At 61.1% G+C, this 22,871-nt stretch carries 20 protein-coding genes and 4 tRNA genes; all 24 read left to right on the top strand.

Annotation, left to right across the window (positions count from 1 at the left end; genetic code table 11):
- The first annotated feature begins 160 nt into the window (after positions 1-160).
- Complete coding sequence (locus tag ABD654_RS10765; RefSeq protein WP_344704888.1) at positions 161-1,147, top strand: biotin--[acetyl-CoA-carboxylase] ligase; 987 nt, start codon at positions 161-163, stop codon at positions 1,145-1,147.
- The gene (locus tag ABD654_RS10770) at positions 1,144-1,983 is read left to right on the top strand and encodes a type III pantothenate kinase (protein WP_344704889.1); all 840 of its coding nucleotides are present in this window, start codon (positions 1,144-1,146) and stop codon (positions 1,981-1,983) included. Before ABD654_RS10765 ends, ABD654_RS10770 begins: the two co-directional genes overlap by 4 nt.
- Before the next feature lie 139 nt (positions 1,984-2,122).
- Positions 2,123-2,206: transfer RNA gene (locus ABD654_RS10775), tRNA-Tyr, on the top strand.
- 88 nt (positions 2,207-2,294) lie between these two features.
- Positions 2,295-2,368: transfer RNA gene (locus tag ABD654_RS10780), tRNA-Gly, on the top strand.
- A 22-nt stretch (positions 2,369-2,390) separates the two neighbouring features.
- A tRNA-Thr gene (locus ABD654_RS10785) sits at positions 2,391-2,465 on the top strand.
- Between the two features lie 158 nt (positions 2,466-2,623).
- Positions 2,624-2,699 (top strand) — tRNA-Trp (locus tag ABD654_RS10790).
- Positions 2,700-2,771: 72 nt separating this feature from the next.
- A complete protein-coding gene (gene secE / locus ABD654_RS10795) occupies positions 2,772-3,155 on the top strand; it encodes a preprotein translocase subunit SecE (protein ID WP_344704890.1) in 384 nt (127 codons plus the stop codon).
- Between the two features lie 8 nt (positions 3,156-3,163).
- Positions 3,164-3,697, top strand: a complete 534-nt coding sequence (gene nusG / locus ABD654_RS10800; RefSeq protein WP_344704891.1) for a transcription termination/antitermination protein NusG — start codon at positions 3,164-3,166, stop codon at positions 3,695-3,697.
- 176 nt (positions 3,698-3,873) lie between these two features.
- Positions 3,874-4,305 (top strand): 50S ribosomal protein L11, encoded by a 432-nt coding sequence (rplK, locus tag ABD654_RS10805; RefSeq protein WP_344704892.1) that lies wholly within the window; start codon positions 3,874-3,876, stop codon positions 4,303-4,305.
- Between the two features lie 2 nt (positions 4,306-4,307).
- Positions 4,308-5,000, top strand: a complete 693-nt coding sequence (gene rplA, locus ABD654_RS10810) for a 50S ribosomal protein L1 (RefSeq protein WP_344704893.1) — start codon at positions 4,308-4,310, stop codon at positions 4,998-5,000.
- 293 nt (positions 5,001-5,293) lie between these two features.
- Positions 5,294-5,794, top strand: coding sequence for a 50S ribosomal protein L10 (gene rplJ, locus ABD654_RS10815; protein ID WP_344704894.1), 501 nt, complete (start codon positions 5,294-5,296; stop codon positions 5,792-5,794).
- A gap of 106 nt (positions 5,795-5,900) precedes the next feature.
- Positions 5,901-6,272 (top strand): 50S ribosomal protein L7/L12, encoded by a 372-nt coding sequence (gene rplL, locus ABD654_RS10820; RefSeq protein WP_344704895.1) that lies wholly within the window; start codon positions 5,901-5,903, stop codon positions 6,270-6,272.
- Positions 6,273-6,582: 310 nt separating this feature from the next.
- Positions 6,583-10,662, top strand: a complete 4,080-nt coding sequence (gene rpoB / locus ABD654_RS10825; RefSeq protein WP_344704896.1) for a DNA-directed RNA polymerase subunit beta — start codon at positions 6,583-6,585, stop codon at positions 10,660-10,662.
- Positions 10,663-10,671: 9 nt separating this feature from the next.
- Positions 10,672-14,886, top strand: coding sequence for a DNA-directed RNA polymerase subunit beta' (gene rpoC, locus ABD654_RS10830; RefSeq protein WP_344704897.1), 4,215 nt, complete (start codon positions 10,672-10,674; stop codon positions 14,884-14,886).
- A 157-nt stretch (positions 14,887-15,043) separates the two neighbouring features.
- On the top strand, positions 15,044-15,418 hold the full coding sequence (gene rpsL, locus ABD654_RS10835) for a 30S ribosomal protein S12 (protein ID WP_344704898.1): 375 nt from the start codon (positions 15,044-15,046) through the stop codon (positions 15,416-15,418).
- A gap of 158 nt (positions 15,419-15,576) precedes the next feature.
- The gene (gene rpsG, locus ABD654_RS10840) at positions 15,577-16,047 is read left to right on the top strand and encodes a 30S ribosomal protein S7 (RefSeq protein ID WP_344704899.1); all 471 of its coding nucleotides are present in this window, start codon (positions 15,577-15,579) and stop codon (positions 16,045-16,047) included.
- Positions 16,048-16,178: 131 nt separating this feature from the next.
- Positions 16,179-18,302: an elongation factor G gene (gene fusA / locus ABD654_RS10845; protein WP_344704900.1), complete on the top strand. Its 2,124-nt coding sequence runs from the start codon at positions 16,179-16,181 to the stop codon at positions 18,300-18,302.
- 29 nt (positions 18,303-18,331) lie between these two features.
- The gene (tuf, locus tag ABD654_RS10850) at positions 18,332-19,525 is read left to right on the top strand and encodes an elongation factor Tu (protein ID WP_344704901.1); all 1,194 of its coding nucleotides are present in this window, start codon (positions 18,332-18,334) and stop codon (positions 19,523-19,525) included.
- Positions 19,526-19,683: 158 nt separating this feature from the next.
- Entirely contained in the window at positions 19,684-19,995 is a 312-nt protein-coding gene (gene rpsJ / locus ABD654_RS10855; RefSeq protein ID WP_344704902.1) for a 30S ribosomal protein S10, read from the top strand.
- A 160-nt stretch (positions 19,996-20,155) separates the two neighbouring features.
- Positions 20,156-20,794, top strand: coding sequence for a 50S ribosomal protein L3 (gene rplC, locus ABD654_RS10860; RefSeq protein ID WP_344704903.1), 639 nt, complete (start codon positions 20,156-20,158; stop codon positions 20,792-20,794).
- A gap of 14 nt (positions 20,795-20,808) precedes the next feature.
- On the top strand, positions 20,809-21,414 hold the full coding sequence (rplD, locus tag ABD654_RS10865; RefSeq protein WP_344704904.1) for a 50S ribosomal protein L4: 606 nt from the start codon (positions 20,809-20,811) through the stop codon (positions 21,412-21,414).
- Positions 21,411-21,707 (top strand): 50S ribosomal protein L23, encoded by a 297-nt coding sequence (rplW, locus tag ABD654_RS10870; RefSeq protein WP_344704905.1) that lies wholly within the window; start codon positions 21,411-21,413, stop codon positions 21,705-21,707. The genes rplD and rplW overlap by 4 nt, the downstream gene beginning before the upstream one ends.
- 17 nt (positions 21,708-21,724) lie before the next feature.
- Positions 21,725-22,555 carry a 50S ribosomal protein L2 gene (gene rplB / locus ABD654_RS10875; RefSeq protein WP_344704906.1) on the top strand — a complete coding sequence of 277 codons (831 nt, stop codon included), beginning with the start codon at positions 21,725-21,727 and terminating at the stop codon, positions 22,553-22,555.
- A gap of 33 nt (positions 22,556-22,588) precedes the next feature.
- The gene (gene rpsS / locus ABD654_RS10880; protein WP_344704907.1) at positions 22,589-22,864 is read left to right on the top strand and encodes a 30S ribosomal protein S19; all 276 of its coding nucleotides are present in this window, start codon (positions 22,589-22,591) and stop codon (positions 22,862-22,864) included.
- Positions 22,865-22,871 lie beyond the last annotated feature (7 nt).

The following is a 22,871-nucleotide window of genomic DNA, read 5'->3' on the forward strand; positions in this document are numbered from 1 at the left end:
GAAAATATAGGCCGGCATTATACGGGCTGGCGGCGCTTGACGGCTAGCGTTGTCTTTCCTGCAGGGGCGATCGATCAAGATGGCCTGCCGAGCGCCGGACGCTTTTCGCCGCTGTACGCCATCCGGTAAGATGGCCGTTTTCCCGGGGCAGGGCAGAGACATGACCATCGGCAACCTGATGCGTTTGTTAAGCGACGGCGAGGTGCATTCCGGCGAGCAGCTGGGGGAGGCGCTCGGGATTTCCCGGGCGGCGATATGGAAGCAGCTGAAAAAGCTTGAGGCCTTCGGCGTTGAAGTGCGCGCCGTCAAAGGGCGCGGCTATCAGCTAGCCCAGTCGCTGACGCCGCTGGACGGCGCCCGAATCGTGTCGCGCTTGCCGGCCGACGCCCGGCGCCGGTTGGCTCGGCTTTTTGTCGAGGATACGCTGCCGTCGAGCAATGAATACCTGCGCCGGCGGTTTTCCCAGGGCGCCGGCCACGGTGAGGTGTGCCTGGTAGAGCAGCAAACTGCCGGACGCGGCCGGCGCGGCCGGGTTTGGCTGACGCCCTGGGGGCAAAGCCTGATGCTCTCGGTGGGCTGGCGCTTTGACGGCGGCGTGGCCACGCTTGAGGGCCTTAGCCTGGCAGTCGGCGTGGCGGTGTCGCAGGTGCTGGAGCGCTACGGCGCCCGCCCGCAGCTGAAATGGCCCAACGATATTTTGCTTTATGCGCCGGACGGCTCGCTTGCCAAGCTGGCCGGTATCCTGGTCGAGGTGACCGGCGATGCGGCCGGACCGTGCGATGCGGTGATCGGCATCGGGCTGAATCTGGCGCTGCCCGATCCCCTGCGTGAAACCATCGGCCAGCCGGCGGCGGTGCTGGCGGATACCTGCCCGGACCTTGACCGCAACGCCTTGGCCGCCGACGTTGTGGACGCCCTGCTGGCGCTGCTGGCCGAGTTCGAAGCCCGAGGGTTTGCCGCCTGGCAGGCCGAATGGAACCGGCGCCACGCCTACGCCGGCTACCCGGTCAGCGTATCGGTAGGCCATACGTCGCGTCACGCGGTGGCCGGTGACGTCGACGCTGCCGGCAATCTTTGGATAAAAGAAGAGGGTGGCGGTGAGCGCCGGCTGGCCGGCGGCGAAATCAGCGTGCGCGGTCGCCTATGATTCTGGATCTGGATATCGGCAATACGCTGTCGAAGTGGCGGCTAAAAGAAGTCGAAAGCAGCGAGATCCGCTCTCGCGGGGCGGTATGGACCCGTGAAGAGTGGCGCCCCGGGGCGGATATCCCCGATCTTGACGTCGTCGAGGCGGTGCGTATTTCAAGCGTTGCCCGTCGCGAGGTGCTGGAAGAGACCGTGGCGCTGCTGCGCCGGTGCGTGCCGCGCGTTTATGTTGCCCGCTCCACCCGGCAGGCGCTGGGCGTGACCAACGGCTACGATCAGCCGTGGCAGCTGGGGGTGGATCGCTGGCTGGGGGCGCTTGCCGGCTACCAGCTGGCCGGCGGCTGCTGCGCGGTAGACTGCGGCAGCGCGATCACCGTGGACTTTGTGCTGCCCGGCGGTAGCCACGTAGGGGGCTATATCGTTCCCGGCCTGCGGCTGATGAAAGAAAGCCTCAAGCTGGGCACGCGCAACGTTGCCATTGACCCGGAAGGCGAAGCCGATACGCTGCTGACGCCCGGACGTTCGACGGTGGATGCGGTCAATCACGGCATTTATATGGCCGCGACCAGTGCGGTGCAGCGTATCTATAGCGAGGTGTGCGATCAGTACGGCGTAGCGCTGCCGCTTTTGTTGACCGGAGGCGATGCCCGAGTGGTATCCCGCGGGATGCCGGCGGCGCACGTAGTGTGGCCGGATATGGTGTATGGCGGACTTGAGATCTGCTTTCCGCTGACGCGCGCCGAACGGGCGGGGCGCATGTCGGGCGCGCCAAGCGCCCCCCAGGCGCCGGCGCTGGAAAAAGTTCGAGCAGGGCTTGCATTCACTTCGCTGCTTTGACAGAATGCAGCGCGTTCCAGGGCAGAAGGCAGATGCCGACTGTCGTGCCAGATGCTTGAGCCTCAATCAATGAGGCGATAATAGAAAGCATTGTGGCTTGACAGCGTTCTGGAAGGCGGTAAAATGCGCCGCCAGCGATGGAGGGGTTCCCGAGTGGCCAAAGGGAGCAGACTGTAAATCTGCCGCGAAAGCTTCGAAGGTTCGAATCCTTCTCCCTCCACCAGTTTTCATGACTGGCAGCCACAAGTTGCCAAGCGGGCAGCAGCACGAACGCCGCAACTGCGCGATCCATTCGAGCAGGCATGGTTCAAGCGGGCATAGTTCAATGGTAGAACCTCAGCCTTCCAAGCTGATGATGCGGGTTCGATCCCCGCTGCCCGCTCCAGTGCGTATCTGTTGTACGTTTTGCTCATGTAGCTCAGGGGTAGAGCACACCCTTGGTAAGGGTGAGGTCGACGGTTCAATTCCGTCCATGAGCTCCATATTGCAAAAAGGCGAGCCAGGCTCGCTTTTTTTGTCTTCGTCGCCTGGCGTGGTTCAGGCAGCGAAGAAGGCAAGGGTTGTCAAGCGGGAATTTGTCCGCTAGTATGACGGCCGCTGCTGTCAGGCATCGCAACGGTGCAGGCGGCAGTAACGATACAGGCCAGTGGCTCAATTGGCAGAGCAGCGGTCTCCAAAACCGCAGGTTGGGGGTTCGAGTCCCTCCTGGCCTGCCAGCTTTCCCCAAGTTGGCGTGCCTTTCCTGATTTTCCTTATCGTTTGCCGCACTCCCGAGGAGTCTCGTTTTTATGAAGCCTAATTCTGTAAAACATGGCGCCGAGGTTCAGCAGTCGCGCCATGACGGGCTCAAATGGGCGGCAGTGGTCGCGCTGTTGGCAGTGGCAGTGATAGCCAACACCTATTTTGCCGGCATCGGCCTTTTGTACCGCGTGCTGGGTGTCGTTGCTTTTTGCCTGATGGCCGGCGGCGTAGCGCTGACGACGGCCAAGGGCCGCAGCCTGGTAACGCTGGCACGCGAATCCAAGAAAGAAATACAGCGCGTGGTCTGGCCGACTCGGCCAGAAACCGTGCAAACAACCGCAATTGTGCTGGTCGCCGTTATGGTGGTTGGCCTGCTGCTGTGGTTAATTGACACGCTTCTCGGCTGGGCGATGTCCGGCGTGATCGGTTAGGAGTTTTCATGTCCAAGCGTTGGTACGTCGTTCACGCATATTCCGGTTTTGAAAAGCACGTCATGCGCTCGCTCACCGAGCGTGTAAAACTTTACGACGCCGAAGATCAGTTTGGCGAGATTCTCGTGCCTACCGAAGAAGTCGTCGAAATGCGCGACGGCAAGCGCCGTAAGAGCGAGCGCAAGTTCTATCCCGGCTATGTGCTGGTCGAGATGGAAATGACCGACAACACCTGGCATCTGGTGAATGAGACGCCGCGCGTCATGGGCTTTATCGGCGGTACCAAGGAAAACCCCGCGCCGATCACCACCCGCGAAGCCGAGTCGATTCTGCGCCGGGTCAAGGACGGCACCGATAAGCCGCGGCCCAAGACCATGTTCGAGCCCGGCCAGTCCGTGCGCGTCACCGACGGGCCGTTTGCCGATTTCAACGGCGTGGTGGAAGAGGTCAACTACGAAAAAAGCCGTTTGCAGGTCAGCGTGCTGATTTTCGGCCGCGCCACGCCGGTCGAGCTTGAATTCGCCCAGGTCGAAAAAGAGTAAATTAAAAAAGAGCAGGTCAACAGCGCGTTGATTGAAAACGCGTCGGTCGAAAAAGAGCAGAGCGGTCAAAAAGCGGGCCGGACGCGATCGAACAGAGTAAACGTGCAGACCGCCTTTGAAAGGCGGTTTGCTGTCACCGGGAAGCCGCAAGGCGCGATACCCATCTGGAGTACAACATGGCCAAGAAAGTACAGGCTTATATCAAGCTGCAGGTTGCTGCAGGTAAAGCCAATCCGAGTCCGCCCGTGGGCCCCGCGCTGGGTCAGCACGGCGTTAACATCATGGAGTTTTGCAAGTCGTTCAACGCCGAGACGCAAGACATTGAGCTTGGCCTGCCGACGCCTGTGGTGATTACCGTCTACACCGACCGCAGCTTTACGTTTGTCACCAAAACGCCGCCTGCCGCTGTGCTGCTGAAAAAAGCCGCAGGCGTCAAGTCCGGCTCCGGTGAGCCGAACAAGGCCAAGGTTGGCAGCGTGACCCGCGAGCAGCTTGAAGAAATTGCTCAGACCAAAGAGCCGGATCTGACAGCGGCGGATCTTGACGCCGCGGTACGCACCATTGCCGGTAGCGCCCGCAGCATGGGTCTTAACGTGGAGGGTCTGTAATCATGGCTAAGCTAACCAAGCGCGCACAGCGGATTCGCGACAAGGTCGACGCCAACAAGACCTACTCCCTTGACGAGGCGGTGGCGCTGCTCGCCGAGCTCTCTACCGTGAACTTCAAAGAGTCTGTGGATGTCGCCGTCAACCTGGGCGTAGATCCGCGTAAATCCGACCAGGTCGTTCGCGGTGCCACCGTGATGCCCAACGGTACCGGCAAGGACGTGCGCGTCGCCGTCTTCACTCAGGGCGCCAACGAGCAGGCAGCGAAAGACGCCGGTGCCGACATCGTGGGTATGGACGACCTGGCCGCTGAAGTGAAAAAGGGCAATCTCGACTTTGACGTGGTGATTGCCTCGCCCGACGCGATGCGTGTCGTTGGCCAGCTGGGTCAGATTCTCGGCCCGCGCGGGCTGATGCCGAACCCGAAAGTCGGTACGGTAACGCCGGACGTGGCCACCGCGGTCAAGAACGCCAAGGCCGGCCAGGTGCGCTTTCGTACCGATAAAAACGGTATTATTCACACAACGCTGGGCAAGGCCGACTTCGACGCGGCCGCTATCAAGGGCAACCTTGAAGCGCTGGTCGCTGACCTCAAGCGTCTCAAGCCGAGCACCTCCAAGGGCGTTTATTTCAAGAAAATGACCCTGTCCAGCACCATGGGGCCGGGCCTGACCATCGACCATACGTCGCTGGTATAGGGCTTGCTCCTGATAAAAACTTTGCGGTCTCCGTGCCAGGCGCGGTGCACCGTCAAAGACCGCAGGTGCCGCTGTTTGCCGCGGCAGGCAGTGGCTTAATGCGTAGCGCCTGCGCAGATGGTGTTGCCGCCAGTCAGTAAGACATCGAGCGAGCGTTGCAAACCGCTCGCTATGAAAACAGGATGTCGCGTTGCGCTTTCTGGTGAGCACCATCCCAAGGCTTCCCGCCTGCGGGTGGGAAGAGATGGTAACTCGGAAGCCCGTCGGGTTTCCGGCACGAAGGAGTGATGACTGTGCCACTAGCACTTGAAGGCAAGAAAGCGATTGTTGCCGAAGTCAGTGAAGCGGCCAAGGACGCACTCTCCGTCGTTGTTGCCGATTCTCGTGGCGTTGCGGTCGACAAGATGACCGACCTGCGCAAGCAGGCCCGCGAGAATGGCGTGCAGATCCGTGTTGTGCGCAACACGCTGGCACGCCGCGCCCTGACAGGCACCCAGTGGGAATGCCTGAACGAGACGTTTGTCGGTCCGACGCTGCTGGCGTTTTCCAACGAGCACCCCGGCGCTGCCGCGCGGCTGTTCAAGGAATTCACCAAAAGCGCACCGGACTTCGAAGTCAAGGCGCTGGCCTACGAAGGTGAGTTCATCCCGGCTGCCGATATTGACCGTCTGGCAACCCTGCCGACCTACGACGAGGCAATTGCCCAGTTGATGTCGGTGATGAAAGAAGCCTCTGCTGGCAAGCTGGTTCGTACCCTGGATGCGCTGCGCGTCCAGAAAGAAGAAGCGGCGTAAGCCCCTTTTTGCAATGGCAGCGGGGTGAAAGCCGTCGCTGCACGAGCCAGGCAAACACTTTTGGGTTTCGCTTGGGCGAGACCACCGCAACGTTAGGAAAGAAATCATGGCACTTAGCAAAGACGATATCATCAACGCCGTCGCCGACATGTCCGTCATGGAAGTCGCCGAGCTGATCGAGGCGATGGAAGAGAAATTCGGCGTGACCGCAGCGGCCGCTGTCGTTGCCGGCCCGGGCGGCGGTGAAGCCGAAGCCGAAGAAGAGCAGACCGAGTTTGACCTGGTGCTGACAGGCGCCGGCGCCAAGAAGGTCAACGTGATCAAGGCGGTTCGTGAGATCACAGGGCTTGGCCTGAAGGAAGCCAAGGGTGCCGTTGACGGCGCGCCGGCGACCATCAAGGAAGCGATGTCCAAGGAAGACGCTGAAGAAGCGAAGACCAAGCTGGAAGAAGCTGGCGCCTCCGTCGAGCTCAAGTGATTTTGATGCCGGCGGCTTTACGCGCTGCGTAAGCTTCCGCGGCTGGCGGCGGGGTTATCCCGCTGCCGGCCTTTTTCTGTTGCTGTCATACTGCCATAATGCAGCGTTTCGCCGATGTTCGGCCGCGAACGGCAGGCCAGGCATCCGTGGCGTCAAGGCGCGGCAGCAGAAATGCGTTGAATAACGCAACGACATACAGAATTTTTGACGGCGAGCTACCCGACAAGGAGCTTGCTGTCTGCGTCTGAAACGCCCGCGGGGCAGATGACCACGCATCGGCCACCCATGGTGAACAAGCTGGGGAATACAGATGGCTTACTCATACACTGAGAAAAAACGCATCCGCAAGGATTTCGGCAAACTGCCCCAAGTGATGGATGTGCCTTACTTGCTGGCCATCCAGCTGGATTCCTACTACGACTTTCTCCAGCAGGATCGTTCGCCCGACGAGCGCTTCGAAGTCGGCCTGCACGCGGCGTTCAAGTCCGTGTTTCCGATCGAGAGCTTCTCTGGTAACGCGGCACTGGAATATGTCAGCTATCGTTTCGGCACGCCGGCGTTCGATGTCAAGGAATGCCAGCTGCGTGGCGTAACCTACTCCGCTCCGCTGCGCGTCAAGGTTCGCTTGATCATCTATGATCGCGACTCTTCGAACAAGGCCATCAAGGATATCAAGGAGCAGGAAGTCTACATGGGGGAAATCCCCCTGATGACCGAAAACGGTACCTTTGTCATCAACGGCACCGAGCGCGTCATTGTCTCCCAGCTCCACCGCAGCCCGGGCGTGTTCTTTGACCACGACAAGGGCAAGAGCCATTCCTCCGGCAAGCTTTTGTACTCCGCCCGGGTGATTCCGTACCGCGGCTCCTGGCTTGATTTCGAGTTCGATCCCAAGGACAACGTCTTTGTGCGCATCGACCGTCGCCGCAAGCTGCCGGCGTCTGTGCTGATGCGCGCACTGGGCATGAGCGCTGAGGAAATTCTCGCTGAATTCTTTGATACCAGCGTGTTTCACATCGAGAAAAACGGCTTCTTTGTGGAGCTGGTGCCCACGCGCCTGCGCGGTGAGACCGCCACCTTCGACATCAAGGACGGCGACGGCAATATCATCGTCGAAGAAGGCCGCCGGGTCACCCAAAAGCACATCCGCCAGCTGGAAAAAGCCGGGCTCAAGCGCCTCGAAGTGCCCATGGAGTACCTGTGCGGCAAGGTACTGGCGAAAGATCAGATCGACGCCAAAACCGGCGAGCTGATTTGCCCGTGCAACACCGAAATTACCCCGGAGCTGCTGGAGCAGCTCGGCCAGGGCGGCATCACCCGGATCGAAACGCTTTACACCAACGATCTGGACTGCGGCTCGTTCATCTCCGACACCCTGAAGCTGGACACCACCGGCTCGCGTCTGGAAGCGCTGGTGGAAATCTATCGCATGATGCGCCCCGGCGAGCCGCCCACCAAGGAAGCCGCCGAGACGCTGTTCCACAATTTGTTCTTCAGTGAGGACCGCTACGATCTGTCCGGCGTTGGCCGCATGAAGTTCAACCGCCGCCTGCGTCGGGAATCCGACACCGGCTCCGGCGTGCTCAATCGCGACGATATTCTTGATGTGCTGCGCGAGATGATCAGCATCCGCAACGGCTTTGGCGACGTCGACGACATCGACCACCTGGGCAACCGCCGCATCCGCTGCGTCGGCGAAATGGCCGAAAACCAGTTCCGCGTAGGCCTGGTGCGGGTTGAGCGCGCGGTGCGCGAGCGCCTGTCCATGGCCGAAAGCGAAGGGTTGATGCCTCAGGATCTGATCAACGCCAAGCCGGTGGCGGCGGCGGTGAAGGAGTTCTTCGGCTCCAGTCAGCTGTCGCAGTTCATGGACCAGAACAACCCGCTGTCCGAGGTGACTCACAAGCGTCGGGTTTCCGCGCTCGGGCCGGGCGGGTTGACCCGTGAACGTGCCGGTTTCGAGGTGCGCGACGTTCACGCCACGCACTACGGCCGGCTGTGTCCGATCGAGACGCCGGAAGGGCCCAACATCGGCCTGATCAACTCGCTGGCCACCTACAGCCACACCAACAGCTACGGCTTCCTTGAGACGCCGTACCGCAAGGTCGTGGACTGCCAGGTGACCGACGAGGTGGTTCACCTTTCGGCCATTGAGGAAGGCGACTACGTGATCGCCCAGGCCTCCGCCGCGGTGGACGAAAACGGCCGGCTGAACGACGACCTGGTCCAGGCGCGCCACCGGGGGGAAACCACCTTCATGCGCCCGGAGCAGATCACCCTGATGGACGTCTCGCCGCGCCAGGTGGTCTCCGTGGCGGCGGCCCTGATTCCGTTTCTTGAGCACGACGACGCCAACCGCGCCCTGATGGGGGCGAACATGCAGCGCCAGGCCGTGCCCACCCTGCGCGCCGACAAGCCGCTTGTCGGCACCGGCATGGAGCGCTTCGTCGCCCGGGATTCCGGCGTGTGCGAAGTGGCACGCCGCGGCGGCGTCATCGACTCTGTCGACGCCCGTCGCGTGGTGGTCCGGGTCAACGAGGATGAAATCATCGGCGGTGAAGCCGGCGTGGACATCTACAACCTGACCAAGTACGTGCGCTCCAACCAGAACACCTGCATGAACCAGCGTCCCATCGTGCAAACGGGCGATCACGTCGCCGCGGGCGACATCCTCGCCGACGGCCCGTCCGTGGATATGGGCGATCTGGCGCTGGGCCAGAACATGCGCATGGCGTTCATGCCGTGGAACGGCTACAACTTTGAGGACTCCATCCTCATCTCCGAGCGCGTGGCCCAGGAAGATCGCTTCACCACGATTCACATCCAGGAGCTGACGTGCGTTTCGCGCGACACCAAGCTGGGGCCGGAAGAGATCACCTCGGACATCCCCAACGTCGGCGAGTCGGCGCTGGGCAAGCTGGATGAAGCCGGCGTGGTGTATATCGGCGCCGAGGTCGGCCCGGGCGATATCCTGGTCGGCAAGGTCACGCCCAAGGGCGAAACACAGCTGACCCCGGAAGAAAAACTGCTGCGTGCGATTTTCGGTGAGAAGGCAAGCGATGTGAAAGACACCTCGCTGCGCGCCCCGACCGGCATGAACGGCACCGTTATCGACGTGCAGGTATTTACCCGTGACGGCGTGGAAAAAGACGCCCGGGCGCTTTCCATCGAGGAAATGCAGCTCGACGAAGTGCGCCGCGACCTGCAGGAAACCTACCGCATCGCCGAAGACGCCACTTTCGAGCGTCTGAAGCGTACCCTGACGGGCCAGACCGTCAACGGCGGCCCAGAGCTTGCCAAGGGCGACGTGCTTGACGAGGCGTACCTGGATGCGCTGCCGCGTCAGCAGTGGTTCAAGCTGCGCATGCAGGACGAAACCCACAACGAGCTTCTGGCCCAGGCCGACGAGCAGCTGGAAAATCGCCGCAAGGAAATGGACGAGCGCTTTGAAGACAAAAAGCGCAAGCTCACCCAGGGCGACGATCTGGCGCCGGGCGTGCTCAAGATCGTCAAGATCTACATGGCAGTGAAGCGTCGCATTCAGCCCGGCGACAAAATGGCCGGCCGTCACGGTAACAAGGGCGTGATTTCCGAAATCATGCCGGTCGAAGACATGCCGTTTGACGACCAGGGCGAGCCTGTAGACGTAGTGCTCAACCCGCTGGGCGTGCCCTCGCGGATGAACGTGGGCCAGATTCTGGAAACCCACCTGGGCATGGCCGCTCGCGGGCTCGGGGTCAAGATTGATCACATGCTGCGCGATGCCCGCCAGACCCAGGTCGCTGAAATCCGCGACTTTCTGGGGCAGGTGTACAACACTGAAAGCACGCTCAAGGTTGAGGATCTCTCCCAGCTCGACGACGACGAAGTCATCGCCCTGGCGAAAAACCTCAAGGACGGCGTGCCCATGGCCACCGCGGTGTTTGACGGTGCCGAAGAGCCCGAGATCAAACACCTGCTGCGTCTGGCCGACCTGCCGGACTCCGGCCAGCTGACGCTGTACGACGGCCGCACCGGCGAGCGCTTCGATCGCCCGGTCACCGTGGGCTACATGTACATCCTCAAGCTCAACCACCTGGTTGATGACAAGATGCACGCCCGCTCTACCGGCTCCTACTCGCTGGTCACCCAGCAGCCGCTGGGCGGCAAGGCGCAGTTCGGCGGCCAGCGCTTCGGCGAGATGGAGGTCTGGGCCCTTGAGGCGTACGGCGCGGCGTACACGCTGCAGGAAATGCTCACCGTCAAGTCGGACGACGTCGAGGGGCGCACCAAGATGTACAAAAACATCGTCGACGGCGACCACACCATGCAGGCAGGCATGCCGGAATCCTTCAACGTGCTGGTGAAGGAAATCCGCTCGCTGGGCATCGATATCGAGTTAGAGAGCTAGGAGCCCCCAATGAAAGATTTGGTGAAAGTCCTCAAATCGCAATCACAGTCCGAAGAGTTCGACGCCATCAAGATTACCCTGGCGTCGCCGGACATGATTCGCTCCTGGTCCTTCGGTGAGGTGAAAAAGCCCGAGACCATCAACTATCGTACGTTCAAGCCGGAACGGGATGGTCTGTTCTGCGCCAAGATCTTTGGCCCGGTGAAGGATTACGAGTGCCTGTGCGGCAAGTACAAGCGCATGAAGCACCGCGGCATTATCTGCGAGAAGTGCGGCGTTGAAGTCACCAAAGCGGCCGTGCGCCGCGACCGCATGGGCCACATCGAGCTGGCCTCGCCGGTGGCGCACATCTGGTTTTTGAAATCACTGCCCTCGCGTATCGGCATGTTCCTGGACATGACCCTGCGCGACATCGAGCGGGTGCTGTACTTCGAGTCGTTTGTGGTGATTGATCCGGGCATGACCACGCTTGAGCGCGGCCAGCTGCTCAACGACGAGCAGTACTTCGAGGCGCTGGAAGAGTTCGGCGACGACTTCGACGCGCGCATGGGCGCCGAAGCCGTCCAGGAGCTGCTCAAGGACATCGATCTGGAAGAAGAGATCAACCAGCTGCGCGAAGAGATTCCGCAGACCAACTCGGAAACCAAGATCAAAAAGCTGTCCAAGCGCCTGAAGCTTTTGGAAGCCTTTTACTACTCCGGCAACGCCCCGGCGTGGATGGTCATGGAAGTGCTGCCGGTGCTGCCGCCGGATCTGCGTCCGCTGGTACCGCTGGACGGCGGCCGCTTTGCGACCTCGGATCTCAACGATCTGTACCGCCGGGTGATCAACCGCAACAACCGCCTGAAGCGCCTGCTGGATCTCAGCGCGCCGGACATCATCGTGCGCAACGAGAAGCGCATGCTGCAGGAAGCCGTGGATGCGCTGTTGGACAACGGCCGCCGCGGCCGGGCGATCACCGGCTCCAACAAGCGCCCGCTGAAATCGCTGGCCGACATGATCAAGGGCAAGCAGGGGCGTTTTCGCCAGAACCTGCTGGGCAAGCGCGTGGACTACTCCGGCCGCTCGGTGATCACCGTGGGCCCGACCCTGCGCCTGCACCAGTGCGGTCTGCCCAAGAAGATGGCGCTGGAGCTGTTCAAGCCGTTTATCTACTCCAAGCTGCAGTCGCTGGGCTACGCCTCAACGATCAAGGCCGCCAAGAAGATGGTCGAGCGTGAGACGGCGGAAGTGTGGGACATCCTCGCCGACGTCATTCGCGAGCACCCGGTGCTGCTTAACCGCGCGCCGACCCTGCACCGCCTGGGTATCCAGGCGTTTGAGCCGCTGCTCATCGAAGGCAAGGCGATTCAGCTGCACCCGCTGGTGTGCGCGGCCTACAACGCCGACTTCGACGGCGACCAGATGGCCGTGCACGTGCCGCTGACGCTGGAAGCCCAGCTGGAAGCCCGGGCGCTGATGATGGCCACCAACAACGTGCTCTCACCGGCCAACGGCGAGCCGATCATCGTGCCGTCCCAGGACGTGGTGCTGGGTCTTTATTACATGACCCGGGAAAAGATCAACGACCGCGGCGAAGGCATGATCTTTGCCGATCTCAACGAGGTCGAGCGCGCTTTCGGCACCCAGTCGGTGGCGCTGCACGCGCGCATCAAGGTGCGCCTGGACGACGTCGAGATCAACGAGGAAACCGGCGAGTATTCCACCCATCGGTGCATCAAGGACACCACCGTGGGCCGGGCGCTGCTGTTTCGCATCCTGCCTGAGGGTGTGCCCTTCGAGCTGATCGATCAGCCCATGAAGAAAAAGGCGATTTCCGCGCTGATCAACGAGGTCTATCGCCGCTCCGGGCTCAAGCCCACGGTCATCTTCGCCGACCAGCTGATGTACACCGGCTTTCGCATGGCGACCTGGTCCGGGGCATCCATCGGCGTCAACGACTTCGTTATTCCCGATGCCAAGGCGGAAATCGTGGCCGGCGCCGAAGATGAGGTCAAGGAAATCGAAGACCAGTTCTCTTCAGGGCTGGTGACCGCCGGCGAGAAGTACAACAAGGTCATCGATATCTGGGCCCGGGCCAACGACCAGGTGGCCAAGGCGATGATGACCGGTATCTCCAAGGAAAACGTGATCGACCGCGACGGCAACGAGGTCGAGCAGGACTCGTTCAACAGCGTGTTCATCATGGCCGACTCCGGCGCCCGGGGCAGCGCGGCCCAGATTCGCCAGCTGGCGGGCATGCGCGGCCTGATGGCCAAGCCGGACGGTTCGATCATCGAAACGCCGATCATCGCCAACTTCCGTGAGGGGCTGAACGTACTGCAGTACTTCATCTCCACCCACGGCGCGCGTAAGGGCTTGGCGGATACGGCGCTGAAGACTGCCAACTCCGGCTACCTGACCCGCCGCCTGGTCGACGTGGCGCAGGATCTGGTCATTACCCAGGCCGACTGCGGCACTGAAAACGGCCTGACGCTGCACCCGATCATCGAAGGCGGCGATATTATTGTGCCGCTGTCCCAGCGCGTGCTGGGCCGTGTGGTGGCGCGGGACGTAGTGGATCCGCGCACCGACGAGGTGCTGATTGCGCGCAATACGCTGCTGGACGAAGCCTGGTGTGCGGCGCTGGAAACCATGGGCGTCGATGAGATCGTGGTGCGCTCCACCATCAGCTGTGACACCAGCCACGGCGTTTGCTCGGCCTGTTACGGCCGCGATCTGGCCCGCGGTCACCAGGTCAACGTCGGTGAATCGGTCGGCGTCATCGCCGCCCAGTCCATCGGTGAGCCGGGTACTCAGCTGACCATGCGGACCTTCCACATCGGCGGCGCCGCCTCGCGGGCCTCGGCCATCGACAGCGTCCAGGTCAAGCACGGCGGCAGCGTGCGTCTGCACAACATCAAGCACGTCGAGCGCGGCGACGGTAAGCTGGTAGTGGTATCGCGCTCCAGTGCGCTGGCCGTCGCCGACGATCACGGCCGCGAGCGCGAATACTACAAGCTGCCTTACGGTGCGGTGCTTGACGTGCGTGACGGTGACCACGTCGCGCCGGGACAGGCCGTGGCCAAGTGGGATCCGCACACCCACCCGATCGTGGCCGAAATGGAAGGCCAGGCGCAGTTCGTCGACCTTGACGAAGGCGTCACCATGCACCGTACGGTGGATGAGATGACCGGCCTGTCGTCCATTGAAGTTATCGAATCGGCGTCCCGCCCGGTTTCGGGGCGCGACAAGCGGCCGATGATCATGCTCAAAGACGACGCCGGCGAATACGTGGTGATTGCCGGTTCCAACACGCCGGTACAGTACCCGCTGCCCGGCAAGTCGGTGATCTCCGTGGACGACGGCGCCCACATCGGCGTGGGTGAAGTGGTCGCACGTATTCCGGTAGAAGCGTCCGGTAACAAGGACATCACCGGCGGTCTGCCGCGGGTGGCGGATCTGTTCGAAGCGCGCAAGCCCAAGGAATCGGCGATTCTCGCCGAGATCAGCGGCATGATCAGCTTTGGCAAGGAAACCAAGGGCAAGCGCCGCCTGACGATCACCCCGGAAGACGGCGATCCGTTCGAGATGCTGATTCCCAAATGGCGCCAGATTGCAGTGTTTGAAGGCGAAACCGTGGAGAAAGGCGAAGTCATCTCCGACGGCCCGAGCAACCCGCACGATATTTTGCGTCTGCTTGGCGTGACCGATCTGGCCAAGTACATCACCGCCGAAGTGCAGGATGTCTACCGGCTGCAGGGCGTGGGCATCAACGACAAGCACATCGAAGTGATCGTGCGTCAGATGCTGCGCAAGGTGGAAATCACCGACGCCGGCGACTCGGATTTCATCACCGGCGATCAGGCGGAGCTTGTGCGCGTGCTCGAACAGAATGCCCGTCTTGAGCAGGAAGGCAAGTTCCCGGCCAAGTATCAGCGCCTGCTGCTGGGCATCACCAAGGCGAGCCTTGCCACCGAGTCGTTCATTTCGGCGGCGTCGTTCCAGGAAACCACCCGCGTGCTGACCGAAGCGGCGGTGACCGGCAAGCGCGACTACCTGCGCGGGCTGAAGGAAAACGTGGTGGTGGGCCGTTTGATTCCGGCCGGCACCGGGCTTACCCACCACGCCGAACGCCGTCGCCGTCGCGACGACGAAGAGCGGTTGTTCAATCCGTCGGCAACCGAGGTCGAACAAGAGCTTGGCGCCCAGCTGACCGCGCTGGATGACGACGACGAGCTCTAACCCGGGCATCGAGCCGGCGCGGCGTCAGACGGGTAACCGCCCGTAGTGCTTGACGCCGCGCTGGCCGAGCCCTTAGAATGCGCAGCCTTTAACAGTGGGGCGGGTGCGCCCGAAACCGCTGCTAAAGCAAGGCAACCATTGGAGTCAGCTACTTACTATGGCAACGATTAATCAGCTAGTGCGCAAGCCGCGCAAGCGCGCCGTCAAGAAAAATGACGTGCCGGCGCTGCAGGCCTGCCCGCAAAAGCGCGGCGTTTGCACCCGCGTCTACACCACCACCCCGAAAAAGCCCAACTCGGCCCTGCGTAAGGTGTGCCGTGTGCGCCTGACCAACGGCTTTGAAGTGGCGTCTTATATCGGCGGTGAAGGCCACAACCTGCAAGAGCACTCCGTGGTACTGATCCGCGGCGGCCGGGTCAAGGACTTGCCGGGTGTGCGCTATCATACCGTTCGCGGCGCGCTGGATACCTCCGGCGTACAGAACCGTCGCCAGGGCCGTTCCAAGTACGGTACCAAGCGTCCGAAGTCCTGATATAGCGCGATACGAGCGTTAGTCGGCGGCGGCGCTGCCGGTTGAAACATATTTGCAAACGGTCTGATAAGAGTAAGGTCGGGCGGTGCTGTAAACGGCAAACAGCGTGCAGCACGAGTTCCGGGTTTACCTGAAGGATCCTTGATAGAGGGCTTATCATGCCTAGAAGGAAGATTGTAGCGAAGCGCGAGATCCTGCCGGATCCCAAGTTCAAAAGCGAGCGCCTCGCCAAGTTCATGAACCACCTGATGATCAGCGGCAAGAAGTCCGTAGCTGAGCGTATCGTCTATGGTGCGTTGGACAAGGTTGCCGAGCGTAATAAAGACGAGCCGCTGGATACCTTCGAAAAAGCGCTGGAAGCCATCCAGCCCATGGTCGAAGTCAAGTCGCGCCGCGTTGGCGGTGCGACCTATCAGGTGCCGGTAGAAGTTCGTCCGTCGCGTCGTAGTGCGCTGGCCATGCGCTGGCTGGCCGACGCGGCGCGTCGTCGCGGTGAGAAAACCATGGTGCAGCGTCTGGCCGGTGAAATTCTGGACGCCGCCGATGGCAAGGGCTCCGCTGTTAAAAAGCGTGAAGACGTGCACCGCATGGCAGAAGCCAACAAGGCCTTCTCTCACTTCCGCTTTTAATTGCGGCGCTGAGCGAAACGCACCGGTTTCGCGTTTTGAAGGCAAAGCCGCCGCTGCAGGGCGGCGGTCACCTGCCTTAAGGCGTCGCTAGCTGGACCCACGAGCATTGCCAACAAACGGGAGTTTCCACCGTGGCACGCAAGACTCCACTAAATCGCTATCGTAACCTGGGCATCGTCGCCCACGTCGATGCCGGTAAAACCACCACCACTGAACGCGTGCTGTTTTACACCGGTATCAACCACAAGCTGGGGGAGACCCACGAGGGCGCCTCGACGACTGACTGGATGTCTCAGGAGCAAGAGCGTGGTATCACCATCACCTCGGCTGCTGTCACGACGTTCTGGAAAGGCATGAGCCATCAGTTCGACGAGCACCGCATCAACATCATCGACACCCCCGGGCACGTCGACTTCACCATCGAAGTCGAGCGTTCACTGCGCGTGCTGGACGGCGCGGTTGTGGTGCTTTGCGGCAGCTCCGGCGTACAGCCGCAGACGGAAACCGTCTGGCGTCAGGCCGACAAGTACGAAGTGCCGCGCCTGGTGTTTGTCAACAAGATGGACCGCACCGGCGCTGACTTTTTCAACGTGGTCGACCAGCTGAGCACGCGCTTGAACGCCAATGCCGTGCCGATCCAGATCAACTGGGGCACCGAGGAAGACTTCAAGGGCGTCATCGATCTTATCGAGATGAAGGCGATCCTCTGGAGCCAGGACAATTTCGGCGCCTCCTATGAGCTGCTGGACATCCCGGCCGAGCTTCAGGAAACCGCCGAAAAATATCGCGAGCAGATGGTGGAATCCGCCGCCGAGGCGTCCGAAGAGCTGATGGACAAATACCTTGAAGAAGGTGAGCTGTCCAACGCTGAAATCAAGGCCGGTCTGCGCCGCCGCACCCTGGACAACGAGATCGTGCTGGTTACCTGCGGCTCGGCGTTCAAGAACAAAGGCGTTCAGGCCGTGCTCGACTCGGTTGTTGAATACCTGCCGTCGCCCACCGAGGTCAAGGCCATCGAAGGTGAGCTTGACGACAAAAACGGTACCGTCGCCACGCGTGAAGCCGACGACAAGGCACCGTTTGCCGCACTGGCGTTCAAGATCGCTACCGACCCGTTCGTGGGTACGCTGACCTTCATTCGCGTCTATTCCGGCGTGCTGAATTCCGGCGACAGCGTCTATAATTCCGTGCGCGACAAAAAAGAGCGTATCGGCCGTCTGGTACAGATGCACGCCAACTCCCGCGAAGAAATCAAGGAAGTGCGCGCCGGCGATATCGCCGCCTGTATCGGTCTGAAAGACGTGACCACCGGCGATACGCTGTGCGATATCAACGACAAGATCATCCTTGAGCGCATGGAGTTTCCGGACCCGGTTATTTCGGTCGCCGTAGAGCCGAAGTCCAAGGCCGACCAGGAAAAGATGGGTACCGCGCTTGGCAAGCTGGCCCAGGAAGATCCGTCCTTCCAGGTGAAAACCGACGAAGAGACCGGCCAGACCATTATCTCGGGAATGGGTGAGCTGCACCTGGACATCATCGTTGACCGCATGCGTCGCGAGTTCAAGGTCGAGGCGAATATCGGCAAGCCGCAGGTGGCTTACCGCGAAACCATCCGCGGCAACGTCGAACAGGAAGGCAAGTTCGTTCGCCAGTCCGGCGGTCGCGGCCAGTACGGCCACGTCGTCATGCGCATTGAGCCCCTTACCTACGAAGAAAAGGGCGAAGGCGACGACGAGATTTTCTTCAAGTTCAACTCCGAAATCGTTGGCGGCGTCGTGCCCAAAGAGTACGTACCCGCCGTCGAAAAAGGGGCCTATGAGCAGCTGCAAAACGGCGTTATCGCGGGCTATCCGATGATTGACGTCAAGGTCACGCTGTTAGATGGTTCCTACCATGACGTGGACTCCAACGAGACCGCGTTCAAGATTGCCTCTTCCATGGCAGTCAAAGAAGGTGCCAAAAAGGCCAAGGCCGTGCTGCTGGAACCGGTGATGAAGGTCGAGGTCGTGACCCCCGAGGAGTTCATGGGTGACGTCATGGGCGACCTGAACCGTCGTCGCGGTCTGGTGCAGGGCATGGATGACACAACCGCTGGTAAAGTCATCCGCGCCACGGTGCCGCTGGGCGAGATGTTCGGTTATGCAACCGATCTGCGCTCTCAGACCCAGGGCCGTGCAAGCTACTCCATGGAGTTTGCCCAGTACGACGAGGCGCCCTCCAGCATCGTAGAAGCCGTCATCAACCAAAACGGTTAACCGTTAGCTAACGTAAAGAGGTTATAGCAGTGGCTAAGGAAAAATTCGAACGTTCCAAACCGCATATCAACGTCGGTACCATCGGTCACGTTGACCACGGCAAGACCACGCTGACAGCAGCGCTGACTCGCGTTTCCGCCGAAGTATTCGGCGGCGACTGGAGCGAGTTCGCAGCGATCGACAACGCGCCGGAAGAGCGCGAGCGCGGTATTACGATCGCGACGTCCCACGTCGAGTACCAGTCGGAAGATCGCCACTACGCGCACGTTGACTGCCCGGGGCACGCCGACTACGTCAAGAACATGATCACCGGTGCGGCCCAGATGGACGGCGCCATTCTGGTCTGTTCTGCCGCCGACGGCCCCATGCCGCAAACCCGCGAGCACATCCTGCTGTCTCGCCAGGTTGGCGTACCGTACATCGTCGTGTTCCTGAACAAGGCCGACATGGTCGACGACGAAGAGCTCCTTGAGCTGGTCGAAATGGAAGTTCGCGAGCTGCTCAGCGAATACGACTTCCCGGGTGACGACACCCCGATCATCACCGGCTCCGCGCTGATGGCGCTGGAAGGCAAGGACGACAACGGCATGGGCACCACCGCCGTTGCCAACCTGATCAAGGCACTCGACGAGTACATTCCGGAGCCGGAACGTGCCATCGACCAGCCGTTCCTGATGCCCATCGAGGACGTCTTCTCGATCTCTGGCCGCGGTACCGTGGTCACCGGTCGCGTTGAGCGCGGCATCATCAAGGCCGGTGAAGAAGTTGAAATCGTGGGCATGAAGGACACCACGAAGACAACCGTTACCGGCGTGGAAATGTTCCGCAAGCTGCTCGACGAAGGTCGTGCCGGCGAAAACGTCGGTGCGCTGCTGCGCGGCACCAAGCGTGACGACGTTGAACGCGGCCAGGTACTGGCGAAGACCGGCACCATCACCCCGCACACCGAGTTCGAAGCCGAAGTGTACGTGCTGTCCAAGGAAGAAGGCGGTCGTCACACGCCGTTCTTCAAGGGCTACCGTCCGCAGTTCTACTTCCGTACCACCGACATCACCGGTACCTGTGAACTGCCGGAAGGCGTTGAGATGGTTATGCCGGGTGACAACGTCAAGATGACCGTCAGCCTGATTGCCCCGGTCGCCATGGATGACGGCCTGCGCTTCGCGATCCGCGAAGGCGGCCGCACCGTGGGTGCCGGCGTCGTCGCCAAGATCATCAAGTAAGCCGAGCCTTCACAGGTTCAGGGGGCTCAAGTAGAGCCCCCTTTCTTCGCACTGGCGAGAAGTGTTTGACACCTCCCGTCTGCGTGCCTATAATGCGCATCCTTTGAATGCGTGGGTAGACGGCTCGCGCCGTCGACATCCATTGGAGTTTAGGGCAAATGCAGAACCAGAAGATTCGCATTCGGCTGAAAGCGTTCGACCATCGCCTGATTGACCAGTCCACTGCGGAAATCGTTGATACCGCCAAGCGTACTGGTGCCCAGGTTCGCGGTCCGATTCCGCTGCCGACCAATCGCGAGCGCTATACCGTATTGACTTCGCCGCACGTCAACAAGGACGCGCGCGACCAGTACGAGATTCGTACGCACAAACGCGTGCTCGATATCGTCGAGCCGACCGAAAAGACCGTCGATGCGCTGATGAAGCTCGACCTCGCCGCCGGCGTCGACGTGCAAATCAAGCTCGACTAACTACACTAGACACTCGCGGCCCAGCGCTCACCCTGTCTTTCTGCGTTACCGGTGAGCAGCAGCCGCCGCGCCGTGAGGCGCCATACAATGTGCTAGTGGAATGCTCTGGAAAGGGCAGCCATAGCGGGTGATAGCCCCGTACACTATAGGAGAACTGAGAATGACTATCGGTTTGGTCGGTAAGAAGACCGGGATGACCCGTGTCTTCACCGAAGACGGCGCCTCAGTGCCCGTAACCGTTATTGAGGTTGATCCTAACCGCGTCACGCGCGTCAAGTCGGTTGAATCCGACGGCTACGCAGCGGTTCAGGTAACAGCCGGCTCCCGCAAAGCCAAGCATCTCACCCGCGCGCAAGCTGGACAGTTTGCCAAAGCCGGTGTAGAAGCTGGCCGCTCGCTGATGGAGTTTCGCCTGGCAGAAGGCGAAGAAGCTCCGCAAGTCGGCGGCGAACTCACCGTATCCCTCTTCGAAGCTGGTCAGCTCATCGACGTGACCGGTACCTCCAAGGGTAAAGGTTTCCAGGGCGGCGTTAAGCGCTGGAACTTCAGCACCCAAGATGCTACCCACGGCAACTCGCTGGCGCACCGTGCGCCGGGCTCCATCGGCATGTGCCAGACCCCGGGTCGCGTATTCAAAGGCAAGAAAATGGCCGGACAGATGGGCAACGCCCGCTGCACCGTGCAAAGCCTTGAAGTCGTCCGCGTCGACGCCGAGCGCAATCTGCTGCTGATCAAGGGCGCCGTTCCGGGAGCTACCGGCAGCGACGTTATCGTACGCAGCGCCGTGAAAGCAGGCTGAAGAGGATAATACCGATGAATCTGAATCTTGCTGCAGGCGCGGGTACCGTCGAAGTAGCCGACGCCACCTTTGGCAAAGACTTCAACGAGGCGCTGGTTCACCAGGTTGTCACGGCGTATCTCGCCGGCGGCCGCCAGGGCACTCGTGCACAGAAGAACCGTTCTGACGTGCGTGGCGGCGGCAAGAAGCCGTGGCGCCAGAAGGGCACCGGTCGCGCACGCGCCGGCACCATCCGCTCGCCGATCTGGCGTGCCGGCGGTACTACCTTTGCGGCGCGTCCCCAGGACCACGCTCAGAAGGTGAACCGCAAGATGTATCGCGCCGCGATGCGTTCCATCCTGTCTGAACTTGTACGCCAGGAGCGCCTGGTCGTAGTGGAAGAGTTCGCTGTCGATGCGCCCAAGACCAAGCAGGTCGCCGCCAAGCTTAAAGAGCTTGATCTGGAGAAAGCGCTGATCGTCACCGAAGACGTCGATGAGAAGCTTTATCTGGCCGCGCGCAACCTCCCCCACGTAGATGTGGTAGACGTTGCAGCCGCTGACCCGGTGAGCCTGGTCGCTTTTGACAAGGTCCTGGTCACCGTCTCCGCCCTGCGTAAATTCGAGGAGAAGCTGGCATGAACCAGGAACGCGTATTCAAGGTTCTGCTTGGGCCGCACGTGACCGAAAAGGCCGCGATGGCAGCAGAGCGCAATCAGTACGTTTTCAAGGTGGCGAGCGACGCTACCAAGCCCGAGATCAAAAAGGCTGTGGAAGCCGTTTTCGGCAAGAAAGTCGAAAGCGTTCAAGCATTGAACGTCAAGGGCAAAACCAAGCGTACGGCACACGGCGTTGGCATGCGTAAAGGGTATCGCAAGGCGTATGTAACCCTGGCTGCGGGCGAAACGCTCGAAGACTTCGCTGGCGCCGAATAAGGGCAGGAGTACGGACAATGGCAATCGTCAAGACCAAACCCACATCCTCCGGTCGTCGCCACGTCATCAAGGTCGTGAGCGAAACGCTGCACAAGGGCCGCGCCTATGCGCCGCTTCTGGAAAAGCAGTCCAAGACCGGCGGTCGTAACAACAACGGTCGTATCACCAGCCGTCACATTGGTGGTGGCCACCGTCACCACTACCGGCTGATCGACTTCAAGCGCACCAAGGATGGCGTTCCCGCCACCGTTGAGCGCATTGAATACGATCCGAACCGCAGCGCGCACATTGCGCTGTTGAAGTATGCCGACGGTGAGCGCCGTTACATCATTGCACCGCGCGGCGTAAGCGCCGGTGACGTGCTGGAATCCGGTGTCAACGCGCCCATCAAGAAAGGCAATGCCTTGCCGCTGCGCAACATTCCGCTGGGTTCCACCGTTCACGGTGTCGAGCTCAAGCCGGGTAAAGGCGCACAGATGGCTCGCAGTGCCGGCACCAGCGCTCAGCTGGTTGCCCGCGAAGGCAACTACGTCACGCTGCGTCTTCGCTCCGGCGAAACGCGCAAGGTGCTGGCCGAATGCCGTGCGACCCTGGGGCAAGTGAGCAACTCCGAGCACAGCCTGCGTCAACTTGGCAAGGCCGGTGCGAAGCGCTGGCGGGGCGTGCGTCCGTCCGTTCGCGGCGTGGCGATGAACCCCATCGATCACCCGCACGGCGGTGGTGAAGGTCGCTCAAGCGGCGGTCGTCACCCGGTTACTCCCTGGGGCGTGCCGACGAAGGGGTACAAAACCCGCAAGAACAAGCGCACCGATGCGCTGATCGTTCGTCGCCGCAAGGCCCGGAAGTAATATCCCACGCCAAGACATCAAGAGGTAACGGCTGTGCCACGTTCACTAAAGAAAGGTCCCTTCATTGACCTTCATCTTTTGAAGAAGGTCGAGACTGCAGCGGAGAAGAACGATCGCAAACCGATCAAGACCTGGTCGCGTCGTTCGATGGTCATGCCCAACATGGTAGGCCTGACCATTGCAGTCCATAACGGTCGCCAACACGTCCCGGTGCACGTCTCCGAGGAAATGGTTGGTCACAAACTGGGCGAGTTCGCCGCCACCCGTCTTTATCGCGGGCATGCAGCGGACAAAAAAGCCAAACGGTAAGCCAGAG

The sequence above is a fragment of the Halomonas cibimaris genome (assembly GCF_039537045.1).
Classification (GTDB): domain Bacteria; phylum Pseudomonadota; class Gammaproteobacteria; order Pseudomonadales; family Halomonadaceae; genus Vreelandella; species Vreelandella cibimaris.

Coding starts and splice junctions, on each gene's coding strand:
- rplC (WP_344704903.1), top strand. CDS start 20,156: ATGACTATCGGTTTGGTCGGTAAGAAGACCGGGATGACCCGTGTCTTC.
- nusG (WP_344704891.1), top strand. CDS start 3,164: ATGTCCAAGCGTTGGTACGTCGTTCACGCATATTCCGGTTTTGAAAAG.
- rpoC (WP_344704897.1), top strand. CDS start 10,672: ATGAAAGATTTGGTGAAAGTCCTCAAATCGCAATCACAGTCCGAAGAG.
- rpsG (WP_344704899.1), top strand. CDS start 15,577: ATGCCTAGAAGGAAGATTGTAGCGAAGCGCGAGATCCTGCCGGATCCC.
- rpsL (WP_344704898.1), top strand. CDS start 15,044: ATGGCAACGATTAATCAGCTAGTGCGCAAGCCGCGCAAGCGCGCCGTC.
- rpoB (WP_344704896.1), top strand. CDS start 6,583: ATGGCTTACTCATACACTGAGAAAAAACGCATCCGCAAGGATTTCGGC.
- rpsJ (WP_344704902.1), top strand. CDS start 19,684: ATGCAGAACCAGAAGATTCGCATTCGGCTGAAAGCGTTCGACCATCGC.
- rplL (WP_344704895.1), top strand. CDS start 5,901: ATGGCACTTAGCAAAGACGATATCATCAACGCCGTCGCCGACATGTCC.
- rplB (WP_344704906.1), top strand. CDS start 21,725: ATGGCAATCGTCAAGACCAAACCCACATCCTCCGGTCGTCGCCACGTC.
- rplK (WP_344704892.1), top strand. CDS start 3,874: ATGGCCAAGAAAGTACAGGCTTATATCAAGCTGCAGGTTGCTGCAGGT.
- secE (WP_344704890.1), top strand. CDS start 2,772: ATGAAGCCTAATTCTGTAAAACATGGCGCCGAGGTTCAGCAGTCGCGC.
- rplW (WP_344704905.1), top strand. CDS start 21,411: ATGAACCAGGAACGCGTATTCAAGGTTCTGCTTGGGCCGCACGTGACC.
- ABD654_RS10765 (WP_344704888.1), top strand. CDS start 161: ATGACCATCGGCAACCTGATGCGTTTGTTAAGCGACGGCGAGGTGCAT.
- rplD (WP_344704904.1), top strand. CDS start 20,809: ATGAATCTGAATCTTGCTGCAGGCGCGGGTACCGTCGAAGTAGCCGAC.
- rplA (WP_344704893.1), top strand. CDS start 4,308: ATGGCTAAGCTAACCAAGCGCGCACAGCGGATTCGCGACAAGGTCGAC.
- ABD654_RS10770 (WP_344704889.1), top strand. CDS start 1,144: ATGATTCTGGATCTGGATATCGGCAATACGCTGTCGAAGTGGCGGCTA.